The 20,748-nt window shown below is 70.7% G+C and carries 20 protein-coding genes; 12 read left to right on the top strand and 8 right to left on the bottom strand.

Annotated elements, in window-relative coordinates; genetic code table 11:
- Nucleotides 1-54: 54 nt before the first annotated feature.
- Together ACI2LP_RS29800 and ACI2LP_RS29795 are read right to left on the bottom strand one after the other, a co-directional pair.
- Entirely contained in the window at nt 55-732 is a 678-nt protein-coding gene (locus tag ACI2LP_RS29800) for a TetR/AcrR family transcriptional regulator (RefSeq protein WP_404727630.1), read from the bottom strand.
- 251 nt (nt 733-983) lie between these two features.
- Nucleotides 984-2,630: an MFS transporter gene (locus ACI2LP_RS29795; protein ID WP_404727629.1), complete on the bottom strand. Its 1,647-nt coding sequence runs from the start codon at nt 2,628-2,630 to the stop codon at nt 984-986.
- 161 nt (nt 2,631-2,791) lie between these two features.
- Between ACI2LP_RS29795 and panB the strand changes: the two genes are divergently transcribed.
- From panB to ACI2LP_RS29775, 4 genes are all read left to right on the top strand, one after another.
- The gene (gene panB, locus ACI2LP_RS29790; RefSeq protein WP_404727628.1) at nt 2,792-3,652 is read left to right on the top strand and encodes a 3-methyl-2-oxobutanoate hydroxymethyltransferase; all 861 of its coding nucleotides are present in this window, start codon (nt 2,792-2,794) and stop codon (nt 3,650-3,652) included.
- Nucleotides 3,653-3,809: 157 nt separating this feature from the next.
- The gene (locus tag ACI2LP_RS29785; RefSeq protein WP_404727627.1) at nt 3,810-4,184 is read left to right on the top strand and encodes a cupin domain-containing protein; all 375 of its coding nucleotides are present in this window, start codon (nt 3,810-3,812) and stop codon (nt 4,182-4,184) included.
- Between the two features lie 100 nt (nt 4,185-4,284).
- Nucleotides 4,285-5,295: an ATP-binding cassette domain-containing protein gene (locus tag ACI2LP_RS29780; RefSeq protein ID WP_404727626.1), complete on the top strand. Its 1,011-nt coding sequence runs from the start codon at nt 4,285-4,287 to the stop codon at nt 5,293-5,295.
- Nucleotides 5,292-6,137 (top strand): ABC transporter permease, encoded by an 846-nt coding sequence (locus ACI2LP_RS29775; RefSeq protein ID WP_404727625.1) that lies wholly within the window; start codon nt 5,292-5,294, stop codon nt 6,135-6,137. Before ACI2LP_RS29780 ends, ACI2LP_RS29775 begins: the two co-directional genes overlap by 4 nt.
- Nucleotides 6,138-6,150: 13 nt before the next feature.
- Here ACI2LP_RS29775 and ACI2LP_RS29770 read toward each other — a convergent pair whose 3' ends face one another.
- A complete protein-coding gene (locus tag ACI2LP_RS29770) occupies nt 6,151-9,762 on the bottom strand; it encodes an AfsR/SARP family transcriptional regulator (RefSeq protein ID WP_404727624.1) in 3,612 nt (1,203 codons plus the stop codon).
- Nucleotides 9,763-9,922: 160 nt separating this feature from the next.
- Between ACI2LP_RS29770 and ACI2LP_RS29765 the strand changes: the two genes are divergently transcribed.
- Nucleotides 9,923-10,726 carry a site-2 protease family protein gene (locus tag ACI2LP_RS29765; protein WP_404727623.1) on the top strand — a complete coding sequence of 268 codons (804 nt, stop codon included), beginning with the start codon at nt 9,923-9,925 and terminating at the stop codon, nt 10,724-10,726.
- Here ACI2LP_RS29765 and ACI2LP_RS29760 read toward each other — a convergent pair.
- Together ACI2LP_RS29760 and npdG are read right to left on the bottom strand one after the other, a co-directional pair.
- On the bottom strand, nt 10,716-10,958 hold the full coding sequence (locus tag ACI2LP_RS29760; RefSeq protein ID WP_404727622.1) for a hypothetical protein: 243 nt from the start codon (nt 10,956-10,958) through the stop codon (nt 10,716-10,718). The genes ACI2LP_RS29765 and ACI2LP_RS29760 overlap by 11 nt on opposite strands.
- A 35-nt stretch (nt 10,959-10,993) precedes the next feature.
- Entirely contained in the window at nt 10,994-11,707 is a 714-nt protein-coding gene (gene npdG / locus ACI2LP_RS29755; protein ID WP_404727621.1) for an NADPH-dependent F420 reductase, read from the bottom strand.
- Nucleotides 11,708-11,802: 95 nt separating this feature from the next.
- Between npdG and ACI2LP_RS29750 the strand changes: the two genes are divergently transcribed.
- The gene (locus tag ACI2LP_RS29750) at nt 11,803-12,408 is read left to right on the top strand and encodes a hypothetical protein (RefSeq protein ID WP_404727620.1); all 606 of its coding nucleotides are present in this window, start codon (nt 11,803-11,805) and stop codon (nt 12,406-12,408) included.
- 46 nt (nt 12,409-12,454) lie between these two features.
- On the opposite strand, the gene ACI2LP_RS29745 is transcribed toward ACI2LP_RS29750, so the two are convergent.
- Nucleotides 12,455-12,688 (bottom strand): hypothetical protein, encoded by a 234-nt coding sequence (locus tag ACI2LP_RS29745; protein WP_404727619.1) that lies wholly within the window; start codon nt 12,686-12,688, stop codon nt 12,455-12,457.
- A 58-nt stretch (nt 12,689-12,746) separates the two neighbouring features.
- Between ACI2LP_RS29745 and map the strand changes: the two genes are divergently transcribed.
- A complete protein-coding gene (gene map / locus ACI2LP_RS29740; protein ID WP_404727618.1) occupies nt 12,747-13,604 on the top strand; it encodes a type I methionyl aminopeptidase in 858 nt (285 codons plus the stop codon).
- A gap of 138 nt (nt 13,605-13,742) precedes the next feature.
- On the top strand, nt 13,743-14,432 hold the full coding sequence (locus ACI2LP_RS29735; RefSeq protein ID WP_404727617.1) for a heme oxygenase (biliverdin-producing): 690 nt from the start codon (nt 13,743-13,745) through the stop codon (nt 14,430-14,432).
- A gap of 50 nt (nt 14,433-14,482) precedes the next feature.
- Here the strand turns inward: ACI2LP_RS29735 and ACI2LP_RS29730 are convergent, their stop codons facing one another.
- The gene (locus tag ACI2LP_RS29730; RefSeq protein ID WP_404727616.1) at nt 14,483-15,154 is read right to left on the bottom strand and encodes a PhzF family phenazine biosynthesis protein; all 672 of its coding nucleotides are present in this window, start codon (nt 15,152-15,154) and stop codon (nt 14,483-14,485) included.
- 298 nt (nt 15,155-15,452) lie between these two features.
- Here ACI2LP_RS29730 and efeO point away from each other — a divergent pair, with 298 nt between their 5' ends.
- From efeO to ACI2LP_RS29710, 4 genes are read left to right on the top strand one after another with little or no spacing between them, the layout of a single operon-like run.
- A complete protein-coding gene (efeO, locus tag ACI2LP_RS29725) occupies nt 15,453-16,595 on the top strand; it encodes an iron uptake system protein EfeO (RefSeq protein WP_404727615.1) in 1,143 nt (380 codons plus the stop codon).
- A gap of 13 nt (nt 16,596-16,608) precedes the next feature.
- Nucleotides 16,609-17,937 carry an iron uptake transporter deferrochelatase/peroxidase subunit gene (gene efeB / locus ACI2LP_RS29720; RefSeq protein ID WP_404727614.1) on the top strand — a complete coding sequence of 443 codons (1,329 nt, stop codon included), beginning with the start codon at nt 16,609-16,611 and terminating at the stop codon, nt 17,935-17,937.
- A 15-nt stretch (nt 17,938-17,952) separates the two neighbouring features.
- Nucleotides 17,953-18,936 (top strand): iron uptake transporter permease EfeU, encoded by a 984-nt coding sequence (gene efeU, locus ACI2LP_RS29715; protein WP_404727613.1) that lies wholly within the window; start codon nt 17,953-17,955, stop codon nt 18,934-18,936.
- Nucleotides 18,887-19,804 (top strand): hypothetical protein, encoded by a 918-nt coding sequence (locus ACI2LP_RS29710; RefSeq protein ID WP_404727612.1) that lies wholly within the window; start codon nt 18,887-18,889, stop codon nt 19,802-19,804. The genes efeU and ACI2LP_RS29710 overlap by 50 nt, the downstream gene beginning before the upstream one ends.
- Before the next feature lie 63 nt (nt 19,805-19,867).
- On the opposite strand, the gene ACI2LP_RS29705 is transcribed toward ACI2LP_RS29710, so the two are convergent.
- A complete protein-coding gene (locus tag ACI2LP_RS29705) occupies nt 19,868-20,632 on the bottom strand; it encodes a bifunctional DNA primase/polymerase (RefSeq protein ID WP_404727611.1) in 765 nt (254 codons plus the stop codon).
- Nucleotides 20,633-20,748: the final 116 nt, after the last annotated feature.

Raw genomic sequence — 20,748 nt, 5'->3', positions numbered from 1 at the left:
TGTGACAGAACGCGCACACTTCGGGCGGGCCGCGACGGGCGAGTTGATGGCCCCTCAGCGTGGCGGGCGTACGCCCTGGAGTACGGCGTCGACGATGCGTTCCGCGCTGCCCACCTCGGGCGTGCCGCCCGGGCGCAGCACGGTCCGTACGAGCATCGGGCCGACGAAGAGGTCGCCGAGCAGATCGAAGTCGATGTCGGCGCGGATCTCGCCGCTCGCGATGCCGCGCCGCAGGACTTCGTCCATGCGCTCGCGGCGGGGGACGACGGAGGTGTGGTGGTACATGTCCCAGAGCTGGGGATAGCTCTGCATCTGCGCGAAGACGTTGTGCAGGAGGGCGGAGGAGCGTTTGGCGAGGCCGCGGCGGCGGAGCATCTCGACCATCGCCACGAGGTCGTCGCGGACGGAGGTGCCGGGCAGCGGGGGGTCGACGGGTTCCATGGAGCGTACGACGTCGACGAAGAGGGCTTCTTTGCCCTCCCAGCGGCGGTAGATGGTGGCCTTGCCGACCCCGGCGGTGCGGGCGATGCGCTCGATGGACAACTCGGACAGCGGCACGCCCTCTTCGAGGAGCCGTACGACGGTCTCGACGATGGCCCGCTCGACGGCCTCGCTACGGGGCCGCCCCCGCCGCCCCGCAGGCCCGGACGCACCGGACGAGGCGGGACGTGCGCCGGAGGCGCCGTCGCCGTCGCGCGCGCTTCGCGCCGCGGGGCCCTGGGCAGGGGCCACGGACGAGGCAGCGCCCTCCCGGGCACGCCGAGCCTCAGCCGGCTCCGGAGGGGACGACGCGCCCGTGGCCGCGGCAGGCCCCGCCCCGCGGGAGGCCGAACCCGGGGCAGGCCGCCCGAGGGGCGCCTGGCCGCCCTCGGCTGCCGGACCCGCCGGAGCCGCGGCCCCCGGGGTGTCGTGGTGGTGCCTCGACCGCACGTCCGCACCGTCTCTCGCCGTCTCGCCCGCCGCCGTCATCGCCGTCATCGCCGTCAATTCTCGCTGACCGACCGCGTGTCATGATCAGGACCGGCGCTCTCACTCTCCGACTCGGGCTCGAGCGCGGGCTCCGGCTCGGCCGCCGGTGCCCTCTTCGGGCGGCCGCCCGGCAGGAAGAGCAGGACGACGAACACGCCGATCAGCGCCACGCCCGCCGACACGAGCGCGGTCAGATGCATCGCGTCCAGGAATGCCTCGTGCGCGGGCGCGACCAGCGACTTGCCCGCCGGACCGAGCTTCTGCGCGTAACCGAGCGTCGTCTCGATCGACTCGCCCGCGGCCTCCCGGGCCCCACTCGGAAGCACCTCGAGATGCCCCTCGATCCCGCTCCGGTACCGCGTGGAGAGCAACGAGCCGAGCACCGCGACACCCAGCGCCCCGCCCACCTGCCGGAACGTGTTGTTGACCGCGGAACCGGACCCCGCCTTCTCGCGCGGCAGCGCCTGCATCACCGAGACCGTCACCGGCGGCATGATGTGCGCCATTCCCGCGCCCTGCACGAAGAAGACCACTTCGAGCACCCACAGTGGCGTGTCCGCGTCGAACAGCGCGAACGCCGAAAGACCAACCGCGACCAGCAGCATTCCGGCCGTGCACACCGCCCGCGCCCCGAATCGCTCGACGACCAGCCGGGCGCGCGGCGCGAAGATCATCTGCGCCACGGCCAACGGCAGGATCAGCAGTCCGGCGTCCAGCGCGCTGTACCCGCGCACGCTCTGCAGATAGAACGCGGAGAAGAACGTCACGCCCATCAGCGCGAAGAAGACCAGCGCGATCGCGGCGACGGCCGCCGAGAAGGCCGGCTTGTTGAAGTACGAGATGTCGATCGCCGGATGGTCACTGCGCCTCTCGTGCAGTACGAAGACGGCCAGCACCCCAAGCCCGCCGAGCAGCGGAAGCAGCGAGGACGGCGCCAGGAAGTCCGCGAGCTCGCCGCCGCGGATGATTCCGTACACCAGCAGGACCAGGCCGATGACCGACAGCACCACACCCAGGGGGTCGATACGCCCCGGGTTCGGGTCCTTGGAGTCGGGCACCAGCACCACCATGGCGATCACCGCGATGATCACGATCGGCACGTTGACCAGGAAGATCGAGCCCCACCAGAAGTGCTCGAGGAGCAGTCCGCCGGCGATCGGGCCGATCGCGATGCCCAGCCCGACGCTGCCCGCCCAGATGCCGATCGCCTTCGGCTGCTCCTCGCGCTCGAAGACGTACATCAGCACGGCGAGCGTCGCCGGCATCACAAACGCCGCACCGAAGCCCATCACCGCGCGGTACGCGATGAGTTCGCCGGGCGAGCCGGAGAACGCCGCGAGGGCCGAGCCCATGCCGAAGACGAGGATGCCGAACAGCATCACCTTCTTGCGGCCCATGCGGTCGCCCAGCAGCCCCGCCGTGAAGAGCAGCCCGGCGAAGACGAGCGTGTAGGAGTTGATCGACCACTCCAGCTCGCTCTGCGTCGCGCCGACTCCCGTGGGCGCGGGACTGGCGATCGTCTTGACCGCCACGTTCAGGATCGAGTTGTCGAGGACGACGATGAGCAGGCTGAACATCAGGACGCCGAGGATGGCCCAGCGGCGGCGGTGGACGGCCTCGGGGATACGGGGAAGGGCAGCTGCGCCGGATGGAGTCGACATGATCCCCAGACTAGCCATATTCCGATACGAGACCGTCTCGTATAGAAACACTTTACCGAAGAATCGGGTCCTCTTCCTTCCGGACGGCACTAGGTGCCACCATGGGGGTGATCCGGGGACGCCGTCAGGGCGCCACGAGATGACGAAGGAGCCGTTCAGCCATGACGCTTCAGGCTGCCCAGAAGCCCACCGACAGCAGCAAGGCGCTGTACGGCGGCAAGGGCACTCGCCGCATTACGGTCCACGACATCGCCACCGCCAAGGAGCGCGGCGAGAAGTGGCCGATGCTCACCGCTTACGACGCGATGACCGCGTCCGTCTTCGACGAGGCCGGCATCCCGGTCATTCTCGTCGGCGACTCCATGGGCAACTGTCACCTCGGTTACGACACCACCGTGCCGGTCACGATGGACGAGATGACCATGCTCTCCGCCGCTGTCGTACGGGGCACCAGGCGCGCCCTCGTCGTCGGCGACCTCCCCTTCGGCTCGTACCAGGAAGGCCCCGTCCAGGCACTGCGCAACGCCACCCGGCTGGTCAAGGACGCGGGTGTCGGCGCGGTCAAGCTGGAGGGCGGCGAGCGCTCGCTGGGCCAGACCGAGATGCTGGTGCAGGCCGGCATCCCGGTCATGTCGCATCTGGGCCTGACCCCGCAGTCCGTCAACACCATGGGCTACCGGGTGCAGGGCCGCGGCAACGAGGATGCGCACCGGCTGCTGCGCGACGCCAAGGCCGCACAGGACGCCGGCGCCTTCGCGGTCGTCCTGGAACTCGTACCGGCCGAGCTGGCCGCCGAGGTCACCCGCAGCCTGCACATCCCGACCATCGGCATCGGCGCGGGCCCCGACACGGACGCCCAGGTCCTCGTCTGGACCGACATGGCCGGCCTCACCGGCGGCAAGGTGCCGCGCTTCACCAAGCAGTACGCCAACCTCCGCCAGACACTCGGTGACGCCGCGAAGGCCTTCGCGGACGACGTCGCCGGCGGGGCGTTCCCGCAGGAGGAGCACACCTTCCACTAGGGAGACGAGGGATTCCTGAGCCACCTCCGGCACCAACGACAGCCCGCCGATCTTCCCCCGTCGGCGGGCTGTCGGCCTGAGTGGCCGCCAGAACGCCACGGCGTAGCCTGGAGAGTGGCCTCGGGGTTCCTCGTAGACCCGCCAGGAGGCAGTCGCCATGGCCGGAATCGTGCGCAAGACCTTCGAGTCCCCGGAAGAGACGCGTCCCTTCGAGGACGGCACGGGGAGGCTCGACCTCCTCACCACGGAAGGCGGGCCACCGGTCGGCCGTGCCGTGTTCGAGCCGGGCTGGCAGTGGTCCAAGCACGTCAAGCCCATCACCGGGACCGACAGCTGCCAGTCGCACCATCTGGGCTATGTCCTCAGCGGCCGCATGAAGGTCGTCATGAACGACGGCGAGACCGATGAGATACGTCCCGGCGACTTCATCGACATCCAGCCCGGCCACGACGCCTGGGTGGTCGGCGACGAGCCCTGCGTCGCGCTCGACTGGGCCGGTTTCGTCGACTACGCCAAGCCTGCGAGCTCTTGACCTGCATCTTCACCGGTGTCGGCGGGCGGTCGCCCGCTTGTCGGTGACCTGTCGGTGACGTGTCGGCGGCTTGTCGGCGACGCCCCTCATCGTTGACGGCATGACGCGAAACGACAAGAACCCAGACGGCACGCGCAGCGCCGTCCAGGTGCGGGGGCTGGTCAAGCACTACGGCAGTACCAAAGCGCTGGACGGCGTGGATCTGGACGTCCGTGAAGGCACCGTGCTCGGTGTGCTCGGACCCAACGGCGCCGGCAAGACCACTCTCGTACGCTGCCTCTCCACCCTCGTCGTCCCGGACGCCGGCCATGCCGTCGTCGCCGGCTACGACGTGGTGAAGCAGCCGCGGCAGCTGCGCCGCACCATCGGACTCACCGGACAGTACGCCTCGGTCGACGAGAAGCTGTCCGGCTGGGAGAACCTGTACATGATCGGGCGGCTGCTCGATCTGTCACGGCGGGATGCCCGCCGCCGCGCCGACGAGATGCTGGAACGCTTCTCGCTCACGGACGCCGCGAAGAGGGCCGCAGCGACGTACTCCGGCGGCATGCGCCGCCGCCTCGACCTGGCCGCCTCGATGGTCGGGCAGCCGGCCGTGCTCTATCTGGACGAGCCGACGACAGGCCTCGACCCCAGGACCCGCAACGAGGTCTGGGACGAGGTGCAGCGGATGGTCGCGGAGGGGGCGACCGTACTGCTCACCACCCAGTACATGGAGGAGGCCGAGCAGCTGGCGAGCGAGCTCACGGTCATCGACCGAGGGCGCGTCATCGCGAACGGCCGCGTCGACGAGCTCAAGGCGAGGGTCGGCGGCCGCACCCTGCAGATCCGGCCCAGCGACCCGGCGCAACTGTCCGCCATGGCCCGCATGCTCGGCGAGTCCGGCCTGGACGGGGTGACCGGTGCGACGGTCGTCCCCGACGAGGGCCTGCTGTACGTACCGATCCTGAGCGATGAGCAACTGACCGCCGTTGTCGGCCTGTTGGGTGCCCACGGCTTCGGGATCGCGCACATCGGCACCCATCTGCCCAGCCTGGACGAGGTGTTCCTCGCCATCACCGGCGAGAAGACGCCCCTGTCCGACGCCATTCCCGAGGAGGTCGCCGCATGAGTACGGCAACGTTGCAGCACTCGAAGACGCCCGCGCCCGCCCCGGCGAAGGCGCCTTCCGGCGAGGGCCGGATCGGCCTGCGGGCCAATCTGCGGCACATCGGCGCGCTGGTGCGCCGCAACGCCCTGCAGATCAAGCAGGACCCGGAGTCGATGTTCGACGCCCTGCTGATGCCCGTCATCTTCATTCTGCTGTTCGTGTACGTCTTCGGCGGCGCGATCTCCGGCAAGGGCAACCAGCAGCAGTACGTCAACTACGTGGTCCCCGGCATGATGGCGATGATGGGCATGAACATCGCCATGGCCGTCGGCACCGGCGTCAACGACGACTTCAAGAAGGGCGTGATGGACCGCTTCCGGTCCATGCCGATCGCCCGGTCGTCCGTCCTCATCGCGAAGATCGTGGTCGAGGTCGGCCGGATGCTGGTCGCCACGACCGTACTGCTCGGCATGGGCTTCCTGCTCGGCCTCCAGATCCACACCTCGGTGCTCGAACTGCTCGCCGCCGTCAGCCTCTCCATGGTCTTCGGCGCCTCACTGATGTGGATCTTCATCCTGCTCGGTCTCACCATGAAGACGGCCCAGGCCGTCCAGGGAGTGGCCATGATGGTTCTGATGCCGCTCCAGTTCGGCTCGTCGATCTTCGCCCCGCCGACCACGATGCCCGGCTGGCTGCAGTCCTTCACCGACTACAACCCGCTCTCCAACCTGGCGGACGCGGCCCGGAATCTGATCAACGGCGGCCCGGTCGCCCACGCGGTGTGGATGACGCTCGGCTGGGCGGTGGTGATCACGCTCGTCACGGCGCCGCTCGCGGTCGCCAAGTTCCGTAAGAAGACGTGACCCCGACAGGGGGTCAGGGGTCCTGGACCAGGGCGGCGGCTTCATCGAAGGTGAGGCCGCCGCCCTCGGCGTATGCGGCCTCGTACGCGGCATCGTCGAGCAGGGCGCGTACGGCCTCCTCCGCCTCGGCCCGGCTCTCGCTCTCGTACAGCGGACGGAAATGACCGGGCGGCAGATCGGCGTCGGCCGCGCCGAGCACCCGGGCCGCGTCCTCGGCGCGGTCGGGCCGGCCCTTGGCCAAGGCAGTCGCGGCGGTCACCAGGTGCACCGAGGCCAACTGCGGCGCGACCATACGGGCCAGCGGGTCGTGCGCCCTGCGCAGCGCCACGCGGCTCCGTTCCAACGACTGCTCGTAGCAGCCTTCCATCAGGTCCAGCCAGGCCTGTATGCCGATGACCATGCCCTCGAAGATCGCGAGGGTGCTGGACTGGAACTGCCGCAGCAACTGCGTGATTTCGGCCCGCGCCTCCTGGACGCGACCGCTGCGGGCCAGCCACAGCACGAGGTACAGCCGGGCGATGGCCGTCGACTCGTTGCCCATGCCCTTCTCGGCCAGCACCTCGCGGATGATCGCCTCGCCCCGGTCGCCCTCGCCCGACTCCAGGAGGATGCCGGCGAGGCGGGAGCGCAGCACCGCGGTCTGGGCCTGGGCTCCGATCCGCTCGGCATACCCGATCGCGGCCGTGAAGTCCTCGGCGGCCAGTGGGTATTCGCCGCGCCGCTCGTGCGCCTCGCCGCGCGCGGACAGTGCCTCGGCCGCGCCCCAGGCGTCGCCGAGCCGGGTGAACAGCTCCAGCGACTCGTCGGCGTCACGGGTGGCGTCACCCGCCCACTCGGTGCGGTTGGCGAGGACATTGGCGCGGGCCTGGAGCGCGGCGGCGAGCTCCCACTCGTACCCGTAGGCACGGCAGGCCTTGACGGTCTCGTTGAGCAGTTCCTTCAGGTCCTCGCTGTTCCCGGTCAGCAGCACGGCGAAGAACCACAGCGAGGCCGGTGGGCGGCAGGTCTGCGGCAGCCCCGGGTGATAGGCCACGGTGACCCCGCGCAGCCACTCGGTCCGGTCCGGGGTCGTCCACTCCTCGATGTTGTACTCCATGAAGACCATGCGGATCAGCCCCGCGCTGCGTCTGGCCTCCTGCAGCAGCTCCGGCGACATGGGCGGCGGCGCGTCGGTGAACCGCTCGAAGATCTGCGGGGCGGGTTCGACGGGCGCGCGGAAGGGGTCGGGGCCCAGTGCGCCTGCGGCCGCGGCCCAGTGTCTGGCCTCGGTGCGCAGATCCCGCATCTGCCAGTACCAGGACAGCGAGAGAACGAGGCAGAGCACCTCCTGCTCGTCGCGGGCCGCGGCGGCGCGGCGGAGCGCGGTGCGCAGATTCTCGTACTCGCGTTGCAGCAGGGCGACGGCCTCGCGCTGGCCGTGGCCGCGCAGGAGGGGGTCGGTGGTGCGCGCCAACTCCCGGTAGTGGAGCAGGTGCCGGCGCTCCACGGCGTCCCGCTCGTCGGCTTCGTCGAGGCGCTCGGCGGCGTACTCGGCGACGGTTTCGAGGAGGCGGTAGCGCATCTGGTCGTCGGGGGTCGGGGCGGCGACGACGAGTGACTTGTCGATGAGCGACCCGAGTACGTCGAGGGCGGTCGCGCCGCAGACGGCCTCGGCGGCGGGGATGTCGCAGCCGCCCGCGAAGACCGACAGCCGCCGCAGGACGGCGCGTTCGGTGTCCTCCAGGAGGTCCCAGGACCAGTCGACGACCGCCCTGAGGGTCTGCTGGCGCGGGAGTACGGTGCGGCTTCCGCCGGTCAGCAGACGGAAGCGGTCGTCGAGCCGGTCGGCGATCTGGCGGGGGGTGAGCATGCGCAGCCGGGCTGCGGCGAGTTCGATGGCGAGGGGGAGCCCGTCGAGGCGACGGCAGATTTCGGCGGCGGCGTCCGGGTCGTCCTCGATACGGAAACCAGGTCTGGCGGCGGCGCCGCGGTCCGCGAGCAATTGCAGGGCCATGGGGTCCGGCAGCGGGTCGACTGGGCGCACCAACTCGCCCGGGACGCCGAGCGGTTCGCGGCTGGTGGCCAGGACGGTGACGGCCGGGCAGCTCTCCAAGAGCCGCTCCGCGAGGGTGGCCGCGGCGTCGACGACATGCTCGCAGTTGTCGAGGAGGAGCAGCATGCGGCGGCGGGAGCAGTGCTCGGTGAGCCGTGCGAGGGGGTCGTCGCCGTTTCGCTCGGCGGCGCGCAGCTCCTCGGCACCGGCGCCGCGGAGCACGGTCTCGCGGGCGCCGAGGGCGGTGAGGACGGCGTCGGGAACGGTCTCGGGGTCGTCCACGGGTGCGAGCTCGGCGAGCCACACCCCGTCGGGCCACGCCTCTACGGCCCGCTCGGCCGCCTCCTGCGACAGCCGGGTCTTCCCGGCACCGCCGGGGCCGAGGAGGGTGACGAGGCGGGAGTGGGTGAGGTCGGCGTGGATGGTGAGGATGTCGGCGTCGCGCCCGACGAAGGAGGTGAGCCGGGCACGCAGATTCCCGGCGGGTCCCTCCTGGGCCGGGGCCACCCCGTCCCGGTTTCCTTCGCCGCTCCGCGGGGGTTGCCCGGGATACCGGCCCCCGGCCCCGGCCTCTGCGCCGCTCCGCGGCGCGAAGGGTTGCCCGGGACGCGGTCCCGGACCCCAATCCCCCGCCCAGGCTTCGCCGGTCGCTTCGGACCCTTCTCCGCCGCTCCGCGGCGAGACGGGGCCTCCGGGACCAAGTCCCGGGGCCCGGGCCCCGCTCGCCCCGGCTTCGCCGGAGGCTCCGGCAGCGTCCCCTGCGGGAGCCCGGGAGCCCGGTTCCTCGCCGGGATGCCCCCCGGCCTCTGCGCCGCTCCGCGGCGGGGGCTTGGGCGCAGCCCCAGGTCCGGGGAGGAGCGGGGTGGGGGACATATCCGGGCGCAGCAATTCCGCGTGGAGCAGGCGCAGTTCGCGGCCCGGGTCCGCCCCCAGTCGGTCCGCCAAGTCCGCCCGTATCTCCTCGTACGCCGCCAGCGCCTCCGCCGGCCGGCCCGCAGCCCGCAGCGCCCGCAGCCGCAGTGCCTGGAGGCGTTCGTCCAGCGGGTGCTCCCCGCAGAGCGCGACGAGCTCCGGCAGCGCCTCCTCCGCGCGGCCCAGTGCCAGCGCCGACGCGAGGCGCGCGCCGCGGGCGTCCAGGCGGCGGGCCTCCCAACGCGCCGACTCGGCCGTGCGGTTCGGCAGGTCGGCGAGCACCGGCCCCTGCCACAGACCCAGCGCATCGTCGAGCAGCGCCGCCGCCTTCACCGCGTCGCCCTCCTCCAGCGCCCGCGCCCCCTCCCCCGCAAGACGCTCGAAACGGTGCAGGTCCACGTCCTCGCCCTCGGCGCACAGCCGGTAGCCACCGTCCGCCGACGCCACCGCCGCATGCCCCAGCGCCCGCCGCAGCCGCCCGACCAGCGCCTGCACCGCGCCCACCGCGTCCGCGGGCGGATCGCCGTCCCACACCTCGTCGACGAGGACGCCGACCGGGACCGTACGCCCGGGCCGAAGCGCCAGCACGGCCAGCAGCGCGCGCAGCCGCGCACCGCCGAGCGCGACGGGCGTGCCGTCGTCGTTCAGAGCCTGAGTGGTGCCGAGTACCCGATAGCGCACCCGCCCATTGTCACTGCTGCCGCCCCGGCCCCGTGCAGCAGGAACCTCAGCGCCCCCGCGGGACGTTCCCTTCACGTCACCGGTACGGTCGGTCCCGCACGTCCCTCCCCCTACGCCCTGGCGGGCGTGGGGGGACCCCCAAGCCTCAGGAGCCGCACCCATGACCACCGCCACCAAGCGCCACGGCGACCGGCGCATCAGTCCGGTGTTCCTCGGGATCGTCGCCGTGATGGCGGTGACCGGCTGGGCGGTGTGGACGGACTTCTCGGCGAGCCCCGGCATCGCCGTGTTCCTCTTTGTCACATCCGCCTGGATCGTCTCGCTCTGTCTGCATGAGTACGCACACGCCCGCACGGCACTCCACAGCGGTGACATCTCCATCGGCACAAAGGGGTACTTGACGCTCAATCCGCTCGTCTATACCCATGCGCTGCTGAGCATCGTGCTGCCCGTACTGTTCGTGATCATGGGCGGTATCGGTCTGCCCGGCGGCGCGGTCTTCATCGAGCGGGGCCGCATCCGCGGCCGCTGGAAGCACAGCCTGATCTCGGCGGCAGGGCCGCTGACGAACGCCCTGTTCGCCCTCGTGTGCACCGCGCCGTTCTGGCTGAACGCGCTGGACGGCGTTCCGCTGGTCTTCCGCTTCGCGCTCGCGTTCCTCGCGCTGCTCCAGATCACCGCCGCGATCCTGAACTCCCTGCCGGTGCCCGGCCTTGACGGCTACGGCGTGATCGAGCCGTGGCTCTCGTACAAGATCCGCCGCCAGGTCGAGCCGTACGCGCCCTTCGGGCTGCTCGCCGTCTTCGGCATCCTGTTCATCCCCGAGGTGAACCACGCGTTCTTCGACGCGATCGACGCCATCCTGCGGGGGCTCGGCATCAGCGAGGTCGAGACGTACTGCGGCCAGGACTTCTACCGCTTCTGGCAGACGAGCGACGCCTGCCAGGCGTTCGTCAACCGGTAGCCCCGCCGGCCCGGCGCTCCGCCTTCGCCCGGCGCAGGCAGTACCACGCCATGTTGGAGGAGAGCCCGGCCAGCAGCACCCACACGATCCCGAGCCAGCTGCCCTGCGCGAAGGACACCACCGCCGCCGCGGCGGCGAGGATGCAGACGGCGAGGGAGTAGAGAGCGAGGCGGGGCATGGGGTACGGCTCCTGTCCGGGTACTGATGGCGTACGCGGTCCAGTGTCCCCCATGACCCCGGCTGCCCTGTCGTCGACTACACGGTCGACTACACGTCGGTGACGCGCAGACCCGCGTGCGCCTTGTAGCGGCGGTTCACCGAGATCAGATTCGCCACCAGCGACTCGACCTGGTGGGCATTGCGCAGCCGGCCCGCGAAGACTCCGCGCATGCCCGGGATGCGGCCCGCCAGCGCCTGCACCAGGTCGGTGTCCGCGCGCACCTCGCCCAGCACCATCACATCGGTGTCGATCTCCTCGATCGACTCGTCCTGGAGCAGCACGGCGGACAGATGATGGAAGGCTGCGGTCACCCGCGAATCGGGCAGCAGGGCGGCGGCCTGCTCGGCGGCGCTGCCCTCCTCCGGCTTCAGTGCGTACGCGCCCTTCTTGTCGAAGCCGAGCGGGTTGACGCAGTCGATGACGAGCTTGCCGACGAGCTCCTTCTGCAGCGTCTCAAGGGTCTTGGCGTGCCCGTCCCACGGCACGGCCACGATCACCACATCGCTGCGCCTGGCGCACTCGGCGTTGTCGGCGCCCTCGATGCCGAGGCCCAGCTCGGCGGCTGCGGTCTCGGCGCGCTCCGCGGCCCGGGATCCGATGATCACCTTCTGCCCGGCCCTGGCCAGCCGGTACGCGAGCCCGCGGCCCTGGTCGCCGGTGCCGCCGAGGACGCCGACGACCAGGCCGGACACGTCGGGGAGGTCCCAGGGGTCCTTGGCGGGGGCCTTCGGCGCGGTGCCTGAACTGTCAGTAGAAGTCATGGGCTCGACCTTACTTCGTGGTATCGGGCACCCGATCGGGTGAGCGGGCGGCAACCGTCCCCGCCCGGTCCGGCCGTGGTGCAGTATGCGGGGCCATGGATGCCGTACGCGTCGCGCTGCTGCGCGAAGTCCTGGCGGGTACCCAGTGGCCGGCGGCGACCCGGCGGTTCGCGGGGGTGCTCCGGTCGTCCGTGGTGCCGCAGGGCGGCGGGCTGCTGCTGGTGGGGACCGAGGAGTACGAGCCGTGGCATCTGGCCGCGCACCTTGTGGACGAGGCGGCCTGGTCGGGGCAGCCGGAGCTGACGCCGACGCTCGTACGGCACCGGGTGCGGCCGGCCGATCCTGCGCAGCTGGCGGTCGGGCTCGGCAGGCTGGAGGCGGCGCGGCGAGGCGAGACCCTGCTGATGGTCGCGCCGACGCGGCCGGACGCGGGGCTGCTCGAGCGGGTGCACGACGCCCGGCGGGCCGGGGCGACGGTGCTGGCGCTGGACGGCGGGGACCCGGAGGTGCACGGCCTGGCGCACGAGGCGCTGACGGTGGCCGAGCAGGTGGACGAGGTCGACATCGACACGGTTCAGCATCTGGTGAGCGCGGCGGCCGGGGAGAACAGCGTGCCGGTGGCGCGGGGGCGGCGACGGCTCAGGGACCGGCTGTCGCGGCTGGCGGACCAGCTGACGTCACCGCCGCCCGCGCGCTGGTAGTTCGGGGTGACCGGAGGGACGGCCCCGGAGCCCACGGGACCCTCGGTTACGCCACGTCGTCGCCGTCCGGCCTGGGCGCGTCATGCCACCTCGGGTCCGTCTCCCACTCCAGGTTCCGTTCCCGCGCAAGCTCCATCGCGTGCTCCGCCTCCTCGCGCGAGGAGTACGGGCCGAAGCGGTCCTTCGCCGGGCACTCCGGGCCCTCTTCGACCTTCTTGTGCTCCAGGCAGTAGTACCACTCGCCCGGCTTTCCGACCGTGCGCTTCTTGAACAGGGCCATCGTCGGCTCCTTCCTCTCCCGCCATGCTGCCCCATCGCCCCTGGTTAGACTCGCTGGCATGTCTGGCCAGTCGCTGCTCGTACCAGGGGAGCTCTCTCCCACCCGCTCCGTTCCCGGAAACATCCGGCGCCCCGAGTACGTCGGGAAGCCCGCGCCGACGCCGTACACCGGGCCGGAGGTCCAGGACTCCGAGACCATCGAACGGATGCGCATCGCGGGTCGTATCGCCGCGCAGGCGATGGAGGAGGCCGCCAAGCACATCTCGCCCGGCGTGACCACGGACGAACTGGACCGGGTCGCGCACGAGTTCATGTGCGACCACGGCGCCTATCCCTCCACGCTCGGCTACCGCGGCTTCCCCAAGTCCCTGTGCTCCTCGGTCAACGAGGTCATCTGTCACGGGATCCCGGACTCCACCGTGCTGCGCGACGGTGACATCGTGAACCTCGACGTCACCGCGTACATCAACGGCGTGCACGGCGACAACAACGCCACCTATCTCTGCGGCGACGTGGACGAGGAGTCGCGGCTGCTGGTGGAGCGGACCCGCGAGTCCCTCAACCGCGCCATCAAGGCCGTCAGGCCGGGCCGCCAGGTCAATGTGATCGGCCGGGTCATCGAGTCGTACGCGAAGCGCTTCGGATACGGCGTGGTGCGCGACTTCACGGGGCACGGGATCAACTCGTCGTTCCACTCGGGGCTGATCATCCCGCACTACGACGCGGCGCATGCGACGACCGTCATCCAGCCCGGCATGACGTTCACCATCGAGCCGATGCTCACGCTCGGCACGCACGAGTACGACATGTGGGACGACGGCTGGACCGTGGTGACCAAGGACCGGAAGCGGACGGCGCAGTTCGAGCACACACTCGTGGTCACGGAGACGGGCGCGGAGATCCTCACCCTGCCGTGATCGCTGTGCCGTGATCGTCTTGCGGCGATCGCCGACAGGCGTAGGGTTTTACCGACAGGACGTCGGGAACACATTGACTTAGGTAAGCCTAAGTCACCGCTCCCTTTCCCGTCCCCACCGGTTCCCTGGAGGCCCGCCTTGGACGCCACCGCCACGACCACCGGTACGCCCTTCTCGACGGTCATCCGTGTCGCCTCGCACGCGCAGCACACCGAGGCGGAGACCTCGTCCTTCATGAGCGACCTGCTCGGCGACCGGCTGGGGGTGGCGGCGTATGCGCGCTACACCGAGCAGCTGTGGTTCGTGTACCGGGCGCTGGAGGAGCCGGCGGAGACGCTGAGAGACGACGCGGTGGCGGGGCCGTTCATCCGGCCGGAGTTGATGCGTACGGCGGAGCTGGAGCGCGATCTGGCGCATCTGCGGGGCGCGGACTGGCGCAAGGGACTCACGCCGCTGCCCGCGACCGCCGCGTACGCCGCACGGATCGCGCAGTGCGCGAGCGACTGGCCCGCAGGCTATGTCGCGCACCACTACACCCGATACCTCGGCGACCTGTCCGGCGGCCAGATCATCCGCGACAGGGCGGAGAGGATCTGGGGCTTCGGGCGCAAGGGCGACGGGGTGCGGTTCTACGTCTTCGAGCAGATCCCGAACCCGGCGGCGTTCAAGCGGGGCTACCGGGAACTGCTGGACGCGGTCAACGCGGACGACCTGGAGAAGCAGCGGATCGTGGACGAGTGCAAGCGGGCGTTCCACTGCAACGGAGCGATGTTCCGGGAGCTGGGCGCGGCCACCGCGGCGCACCGAAGGGGCCCGCTCAGCGCATAAGCGGCAGGCGGGCGCGGCGCTCACCGCACAAGCGGTACGCGGCGCGACGCTCAGCGCGAGACGGGTACGGGGGCCGCGAGGCGCACGCGGCCGCCGATCTCGATCGTGCCGTCGGGGCCGGGGGCGGTCAGGATCTGCGATCCCCGGCCCTGGGTGATGTTCAGGGCCCGCCCGAGCCGGTCGGTGAGCAGCAGCGCGGCGGCGCCGGTCGCCTCGTCCTCGTCGATGCCGTCGCCCCGCCCGGGGAAGGCGCGCGCCCGGACGCGGCCCGCGGCCTCGTCCTCCCACCCCCACGCGTACACCCACTCACCGGGCGGCGGCACCTCGAGCGCGTCGACCTCGGCGGCCGAGCCGTACTGCCGCAGTGTGCGCGGCGGCGCCCACTCGGCGCGCGCGGTGATCCAGGTGAACTCCCCGTCCTGCCGGACCCACACCTCGCCGGCGGGCGGATTCACCGCCTCGAGATCGAGCAGCCAGGCGGCGCCGACGAGCGGATGCCCGGCGAAGGGAAGCCGGAGGCCGGGGGTGTAGATGTCGACGACGCCGCGCTCGGGGTCGTCGACGAACACCGTCTCGCTGAACCCGAGCTCGGCGGCGAGGGCCTGCCGGGACGCCTGGTCGGGATACGCGCGGGCGTCGCGTACGACACCGAGGGCGTTGCCGTACCGGCCGTCGCCACCGCAGAAGACGTGGAGCACGTCGAGCACGTCACGTTCATTCACTCCGGCATTCAAGCACCAGGCAGGCCGACTTGGTGTTTTCGGCCAACATGACGGCCGGCGCGGAGGCCGGCGCGGAGGCGGCGCGTCCCATGGCAGTCGCACACCGCAGCGCTCCCGGCGCCCCCGAAACGGGTCGCTTGACCTTTCCTTTACTTGGACATGGGGTTTACCCGACCATTCCGCGATTCGTCCGTGACCGTATGAACGGTATGAGAGCTGAATCACTGGACGGGCGGGTATCGGTCAGGTAAGCCTCGGTTAAGTTAGGTCCGCCTCACTTCCGAACCCTGGAGTCCGCATGCGAGCCGTCCGTCTGTCCGTCGTCACCGCCGCCGCCACTGCAGCGGCCCTGACCGCCGTCACAGGCTGCGCCGAGAAGAGCGATGCCAAGGGCAGCGACGGCGCGATCAAGGTCACCGCGAAGGACGACTCCTGCGAGCTGTCGAAGAAGGAGTTCCCGGCCGGGCACGTCCAGCTCGACATCGAGAACAAGGGCTCCAAGGTCACCGAGGTCTACGTCCTCTTCCCGGACGGCCGCATCGTCACCGAGCGGGAGAACATCGGCCCCGGCACCAAGGCGAACATCACCGCCGAAGTGAAGGCCGGTGACTACGAGATCGCCTGCAAGCCCGGCATGAAGGGCGACGGCATCAGCCAGAAGGTCAGCGCCACCGGCGACGGCAAGGCCGCCAAGCGCAGCCCGCAGATGGACGCCGCCGTCGCCGCGTACCGCCAGTACGTGCAGCAGCAGGCCGACGAGACGCTGCCCAAGGTGAAGGTCTTCACCGACGCCGTCAAGGCGGGCGACATCGAGGCCGCCAAGAAGGCCTACGCCGACTCCCGCATCGGCTGGGAGCGCACCGAGCCGGTCGCCGAGTCCTTCGGCGACATCGACCCCAAGGTCGACCTGCGTGAGGACGGCCTGGAGAAGGGCCAGAAGTGGACCGGCTGGCACACGCTGGAGAAGGCGCTGTGGCAGACCAAGAAGCTCGGCCCCGCGGAGAAGGCCCTCGCCGACACTCTGGTCAAGGACCTGACCGACTGGCAGAAGAAGGTCGGCACCGCCGAGATCTCCCCGACCTCCATGGCCAACGGCGCCAAGGAGCTGCTCGACGAGGTCGCCACCGGCAAGGTCACCGGTGAGGAGGAGCGCTACAGCCACACCGACCTGGTGGACTTCAAGGCCAACGTCGAAGGTGCGCAGAAGTCCTTCGAGCTGCTGAAGCCGGTCGCCACCAAGAACGACCCGAAGCTCGTCGCCGAGCTGGACAAGCAGTTCGCGACGCTGAACGCGCTGCTCGACAAGTACCGCAAGGACACCACCTCGTACGAATTCACCTCCTACGACAAGGTCGGCAAGGACCAGCGCAAGGAGCTCAGCGACGGCGTCAACGCGCTCGCCGAGCCGCTGTCCAAGCTCGGCGCCGCGGTTGCGAAGTAACGGGGGGATCGACATGTCCGAGAAGAACAACGAGACCAACGAGTCCAACGAGTCCAACGAGACCGTCGAGACCTCGGAGACCACGGAGACCACGGAGACCGGCGGCCAGTCCCAGGACCAGGCTCCGTCCCGTCGCTCGGTGCTCGGCTGGGGCGGTGCGGGCCTCGCGCTCGGCGCCGCCGCGGCCGGCGGCGCCGTTGCTCTGAGCCGCGGGGACACGACCGAACCCGCCGCCTCGGCCGGCGCGGCCGTGCCCTTCCACGGCCCGAACCAGGCAGGTATAGCCACCCCCGTCCAGGACCGGCTGCACTTCGCGGCCTTCGACGTGAAGACGAAGGACCGCGCCGAACTGGTGCAGCTGCTCAAGGACTGGACGCGGGCCGCGGAGCGGATGACGGCCGGTCAGGCGGTCGGCGAGGGCGCGTACGGCGGTCTCGCCGAGGCCCCGCCGGACGACACCGGTGAGGCGCTCGGCCTCAAGCCGTCCCGGCTCACACTCACCATCGGCTTCGGCCCGTCCCTGTTCGCCAAGGGCCGCTTCGGCCTTGAGGGCAAGCGCCCGGCGGCCCTGGTCGAACTGCCCGCGTTCCCCGGCGACAACCTCGACCCGGCCCGCAGCGACGGCGATCTGTGCGTCCAGGCCTGCGCGGACGACCCGCAGGTCGCGGTGCACGCGATCCGCAACCTCGCCCGCATCGGCTTCGGCAAGGTCGCGGTCCGCTGGTCGCAGCTGGGCTTCGGCAAGACCTCGTCGACGACGCCCGAGGCGCAGACCCCGCGCAACATGATGGGCTTCAAGGACGGCACCCGGAACATCGCCGGTACGGACACGGCCGCGCTCGACAAGCATGTCTGGGTCTCCGACAAAGAGGGCTCGGGCTGGCTGACCGGCGGCTCGTATCTCGTCGCCCGCCGGATCCGGATGAACATCGAGACCTGGGACCGCACTCCGCTCAGTGAGCAGGAGGACATCTTCGGCCGCGACAAGGGCGAGGGCGCGCCGGTCGGCAAGGCCAAGGAGCGCGACGAGCCGTTCCTCAAGGCGATGCTGCCGACCGCGCATGTACGGCTCGCGCACCCGGACACCAACGGCGGTGCCAAGATCCTGCGCCGCGGCTACTCGTTCACCGACGGCACGGACGGTCTGGGCCGGCTGGACGCGGGGCTGTTCTTCCTGGCGTACCAGCGCGACGTGCACAAGGGCTTCATTCCGGTTCAGCGCTCGCTGGCGGCCAGTGACGACCTCAACGAGTACATCCAGCACGTGGGTTCGGCGCTGTTCGCCGTTCCGCCGGGCGTCCGGGACAAGGACGACTGGTGGGGCCGGGCGCTGTTCTCCTGATCGAAGGGACCCGACGTGTTCGGTAACTATCTGATCGGCCTGCGCGAGGGCCTCGAGGCCAGCCTGGTCGTCTGCATCCTGATCGCGTATCTGGTCAAGACCGGGCGGCGCGACGCGCTGCGTCCGGTCTGGATCGGCATCGGGGTCGCGGTCGCGCTCTCCCTCGCCTTCGGCTTCGCGCTCGAATTCGGCTCGCAGGAGCTGACGTTCGAGGCGCAGGAGCTGCTCGGCGGCTCGCTGTCGATCGTCGCGGTCGGCCTGGTCACCTGGATGGTCTTCTGGATGCGGCGCACCGCGCGGCATCTGAAGTCCGAGCTGCACGGCAAGCTGGACGCCGCGCTGCAGATGGGCACGGGCGCGCTGGTCGCCACCGCGTTCCTGGCGGTGGGGCGCGAGGGTCTGGAGACGGCGCTGTTCGTGTGGGCGTCGGTCCGGGCGGCCACCGACGAGGGCGGCACCCAGGGCCCGTTGGCCGGTGTGCTGCTCGGCATCGCCACCGCGGTCGTGCTGGGCTGGCTGTTCTACCGGGGCGCGCTGCGGATCAACCTGGCGAAGTTCTTCAAGTGGACCGGCCTCATGCTGGTGATCGTGGCGGCGGGCGTCCTTGCGTACGGCGTGCACGACCTCCAGGAGGCGCGCTTCCTCGGCGGTCTGGCGAACAAGGCCTTCGACATCAGCGCGACGATCCCGCCGGACAGCTGGTACGGCACGCTGCTGAAGGGCGTCTTCAACTTCCAGCCCAACCCCACCGTTCTTCAGGTCACGGTGTGGGCGCTGTATCTGATCCCGACGCTCGGCCTTTTCCTGGCCCCGGTAGGGTTCGGACGGTCAGTGGGGGTCAAGGAGCAGAAGGCAACCGATGAGAAGGCCGATGCGGGTGGGAAGGCTGCGCCGGGCGGCGACGGGACTCGCGGCGACGACAGTGCTGTCTCTGACGGCGAGCGCGTGCGTGACGGTGCACGGGGAGCTGGAGGTAGTTCCGTCCGCGACGAAGACTGAGGCCGCGCAGGCCCTCAAGGACTTCACCGACGCGTACAACGAGGCCGACAAGGCGTACGACCCGGCGCTGGACGCGGAGCATGTCACCGGTGCGCTCGGCGCGATCAACCAGGCCGGTCTCAAGGCGCGCAACGTCAACTACCCGGACGGCAACCCGCAGCATGTGCCGCTGGAGCTGACCGACGCGAAGTTCACCATCCCGAAGAAGGCCGGCTGGCCGCGCTTCTTCCTCGCCGATGTGGACTCCAACCGCGATGTGGACAAGGGCGCCGGGGACAACCGCTGGGTGCTCGTCTTCGTACGGGGCGGTGCGGACCAGCTGTGGGAGGCGGCATATCTCACGATCCTGTCCCCCAGCCGGATCCCGGCCCTGAAGACCGACAAGGACGGCTGGGCCGAGCCGGTCGCCCCGGACAGCACGGCGCTGGCGGTCGCTCCCCGCGATCTGAGCGAGGAGTACGCCTCGTACATGCAGAACGGGAAGCCGGAGCACTTCAAGGACGGACCGCACACCTCGGGCTGGCGCGCCTCCCGCACGAAGGACGCGAATCTGCCGGGGATGACCACGCAGTACATCGACCAGCCGCTGGACTCGGACGACTTCGCGCCGCTGGGTCTGGTCACCGAGGACGGCAACGCGCTGGTCTTCTTCACCGTGCGCAACTACGAGCGGCAGACCGCGGCGAAAGGTGTACGGCTGAAGGTGCACCCGGACGTCAAGGCGCTGCTGACCGGGCAGGTGACCTCCACAATCACCAAGGAGCGGGTCTCCAGCCAGGCCGTGACGGTGCCCACGGGCGCGCCGGGCAGCGGGCAGGTCGAGGTGCTGGGCCGGCTGACGGGTCTGACCGCGGCGAAGGGTTCGTAGCCGGGGCTCCCGCCCCGGCCCGGGTCCTCGATCCGGGCAGCCTGTGCTCAGGCCCTGTCCGGTCTAGCGGCCGAGGGGCCAGGCCACCTCGTGATGGTCCAGCCGCTCGTTCTCGCCCGCGTACTTCGCGCACGCGTCCGTCAGCGTCTCGAGCAGCGTCAGCGGATCCGGCAGCGGATGCTCGGGGCCGCGCACCCAGCTCACCTCGAGATCGCCGGGCAGCTTCGCGGGCGGTACAAGGACATAGCTGCCGCGGCAGTGCCACCGCAGCCCCGGGTGCTCGTCCATCGTCTCGGGGTGGCAGTCGAGCTCACAGGGCCACCACTCGTCCTCGTCCTCGGGGGTGCCGCGCGTGGCGGTGAAGAACAGCAGCCTCCCCTCGTTGCCCGCACCGCCGGACTCGGCGACCGGGCCCACCTCGATGCCCTGCTCGAGCAGCCGGTCGAGGGCACTGCGGCCGGCCTCCAGGGGAACGTCGAGGACGTCGTGCACCATGCCGGTCGCGGTGATGAAGTTGGCCTGCGGCTGGCCCTGGGCCCAGCGCTCGATCTGCGCGCTGTCGGTCGTGGACTGTGTCTGCCAGGCGAAGGAGACCGGGTGCCTGCCCGGGGTCGGACAGCCGATGCGTTCACAGGAACAGCGGTACGCGACGGGGTGGGCGGCGGGCGCGAGCGGCAGGCCCGCGGCGGCGCTGGCCAGCAGGAGGGTCTCGCGGCGGGAGTCCTCGGGCTCGGTGTTCTTGGGGCGCCGGCGCAGCCACTGGGGCAGTCGGCTCTCCCGGGAGACCCTGTTCTCCGTGCCGCGGTAGCGGCCTTTACCGTCGCCCATCTATCCCCTCACACCTCACGCTTGCTCCAGGTGGACCCTGCCATCGTCCCACCATCCTGCTCCTCGGACGGCCACCGCCCCCAACCGGGGGGCTTGTCCGCGCATTCCTGGGGCTT

The organism is Streptomyces sp. NPDC019890, assembly GCF_044903445.1.
Taxonomy (GTDB): Bacteria; Actinomycetota; Actinomycetes; order Streptomycetales; family Streptomycetaceae; genus Streptomyces.
Note: the sequence above shows the minus strand (reverse complement) of the source record. Positions and strands in the feature narration are given on the sequence as shown.

Excerpts from the sequence above, each read along its gene's own strand:
- efeB (WP_404727614.1), top strand. The coding sequence starts at position 16,609 with ATGTCCGAGAAGAACAACGAGACCAACGAGTCCAACGAGTCCAACGAG.
- map (WP_404727618.1), top strand. The coding sequence starts at position 12,747 with ATGTCTGGCCAGTCGCTGCTCGTACCAGGGGAGCTCTCTCCCACCCGC.
- ACI2LP_RS29785 (WP_404727627.1), top strand. The coding sequence starts at position 3,810 with ATGGCCGGAATCGTGCGCAAGACCTTCGAGTCCCCGGAAGAGACGCGT.
- ACI2LP_RS29765 (WP_404727623.1), top strand. The coding sequence starts at position 9,923 with ATGACCACCGCCACCAAGCGCCACGGCGACCGGCGCATCAGTCCGGTG.
- ACI2LP_RS29750 (WP_404727620.1), top strand. The coding sequence starts at position 11,803 with ATGGATGCCGTACGCGTCGCGCTGCTGCGCGAAGTCCTGGCGGGTACC.
- ACI2LP_RS29780 (WP_404727626.1), top strand. The coding sequence starts at position 4,285 with ATGACGCGAAACGACAAGAACCCAGACGGCACGCGCAGCGCCGTCCAG.
- npdG (WP_404727621.1), bottom strand. The coding sequence starts at position 11,707 with ATGACTTCTACTGACAGTTCAGGCACCGCGCCGAAGGCCCCCGCCAAG.
- ACI2LP_RS29745 (WP_404727619.1), bottom strand. The coding sequence starts at position 12,688 with ATGGCCCTGTTCAAGAAGCGCACGGTCGGAAAGCCGGGCGAGTGGTAC.
- panB (WP_404727628.1), top strand. The coding sequence starts at position 2,792 with ATGACGCTTCAGGCTGCCCAGAAGCCCACCGACAGCAGCAAGGCGCTG.
- ACI2LP_RS29705 (WP_404727611.1), bottom strand. The coding sequence starts at position 20,632 with ATGGGCGACGGTAAAGGCCGCTACCGCGGCACGGAGAACAGGGTCTCC.
- efeO (WP_404727615.1), top strand. The coding sequence starts at position 15,453 with ATGCGAGCCGTCCGTCTGTCCGTCGTCACCGCCGCCGCCACTGCAGCG.
- ACI2LP_RS29760 (WP_404727622.1), bottom strand. The coding sequence starts at position 10,958 with ATGGGGGACACTGGACCGCGTACGCCATCAGTACCCGGACAGGAGCCG.
- ACI2LP_RS29795 (WP_404727629.1), bottom strand. The coding sequence starts at position 2,630 with ATGTCGACTCCATCCGGCGCAGCTGCCCTTCCCCGTATCCCCGAGGCC.
- ACI2LP_RS29775 (WP_404727625.1), top strand. The coding sequence starts at position 5,292 with ATGAGTACGGCAACGTTGCAGCACTCGAAGACGCCCGCGCCCGCCCCG.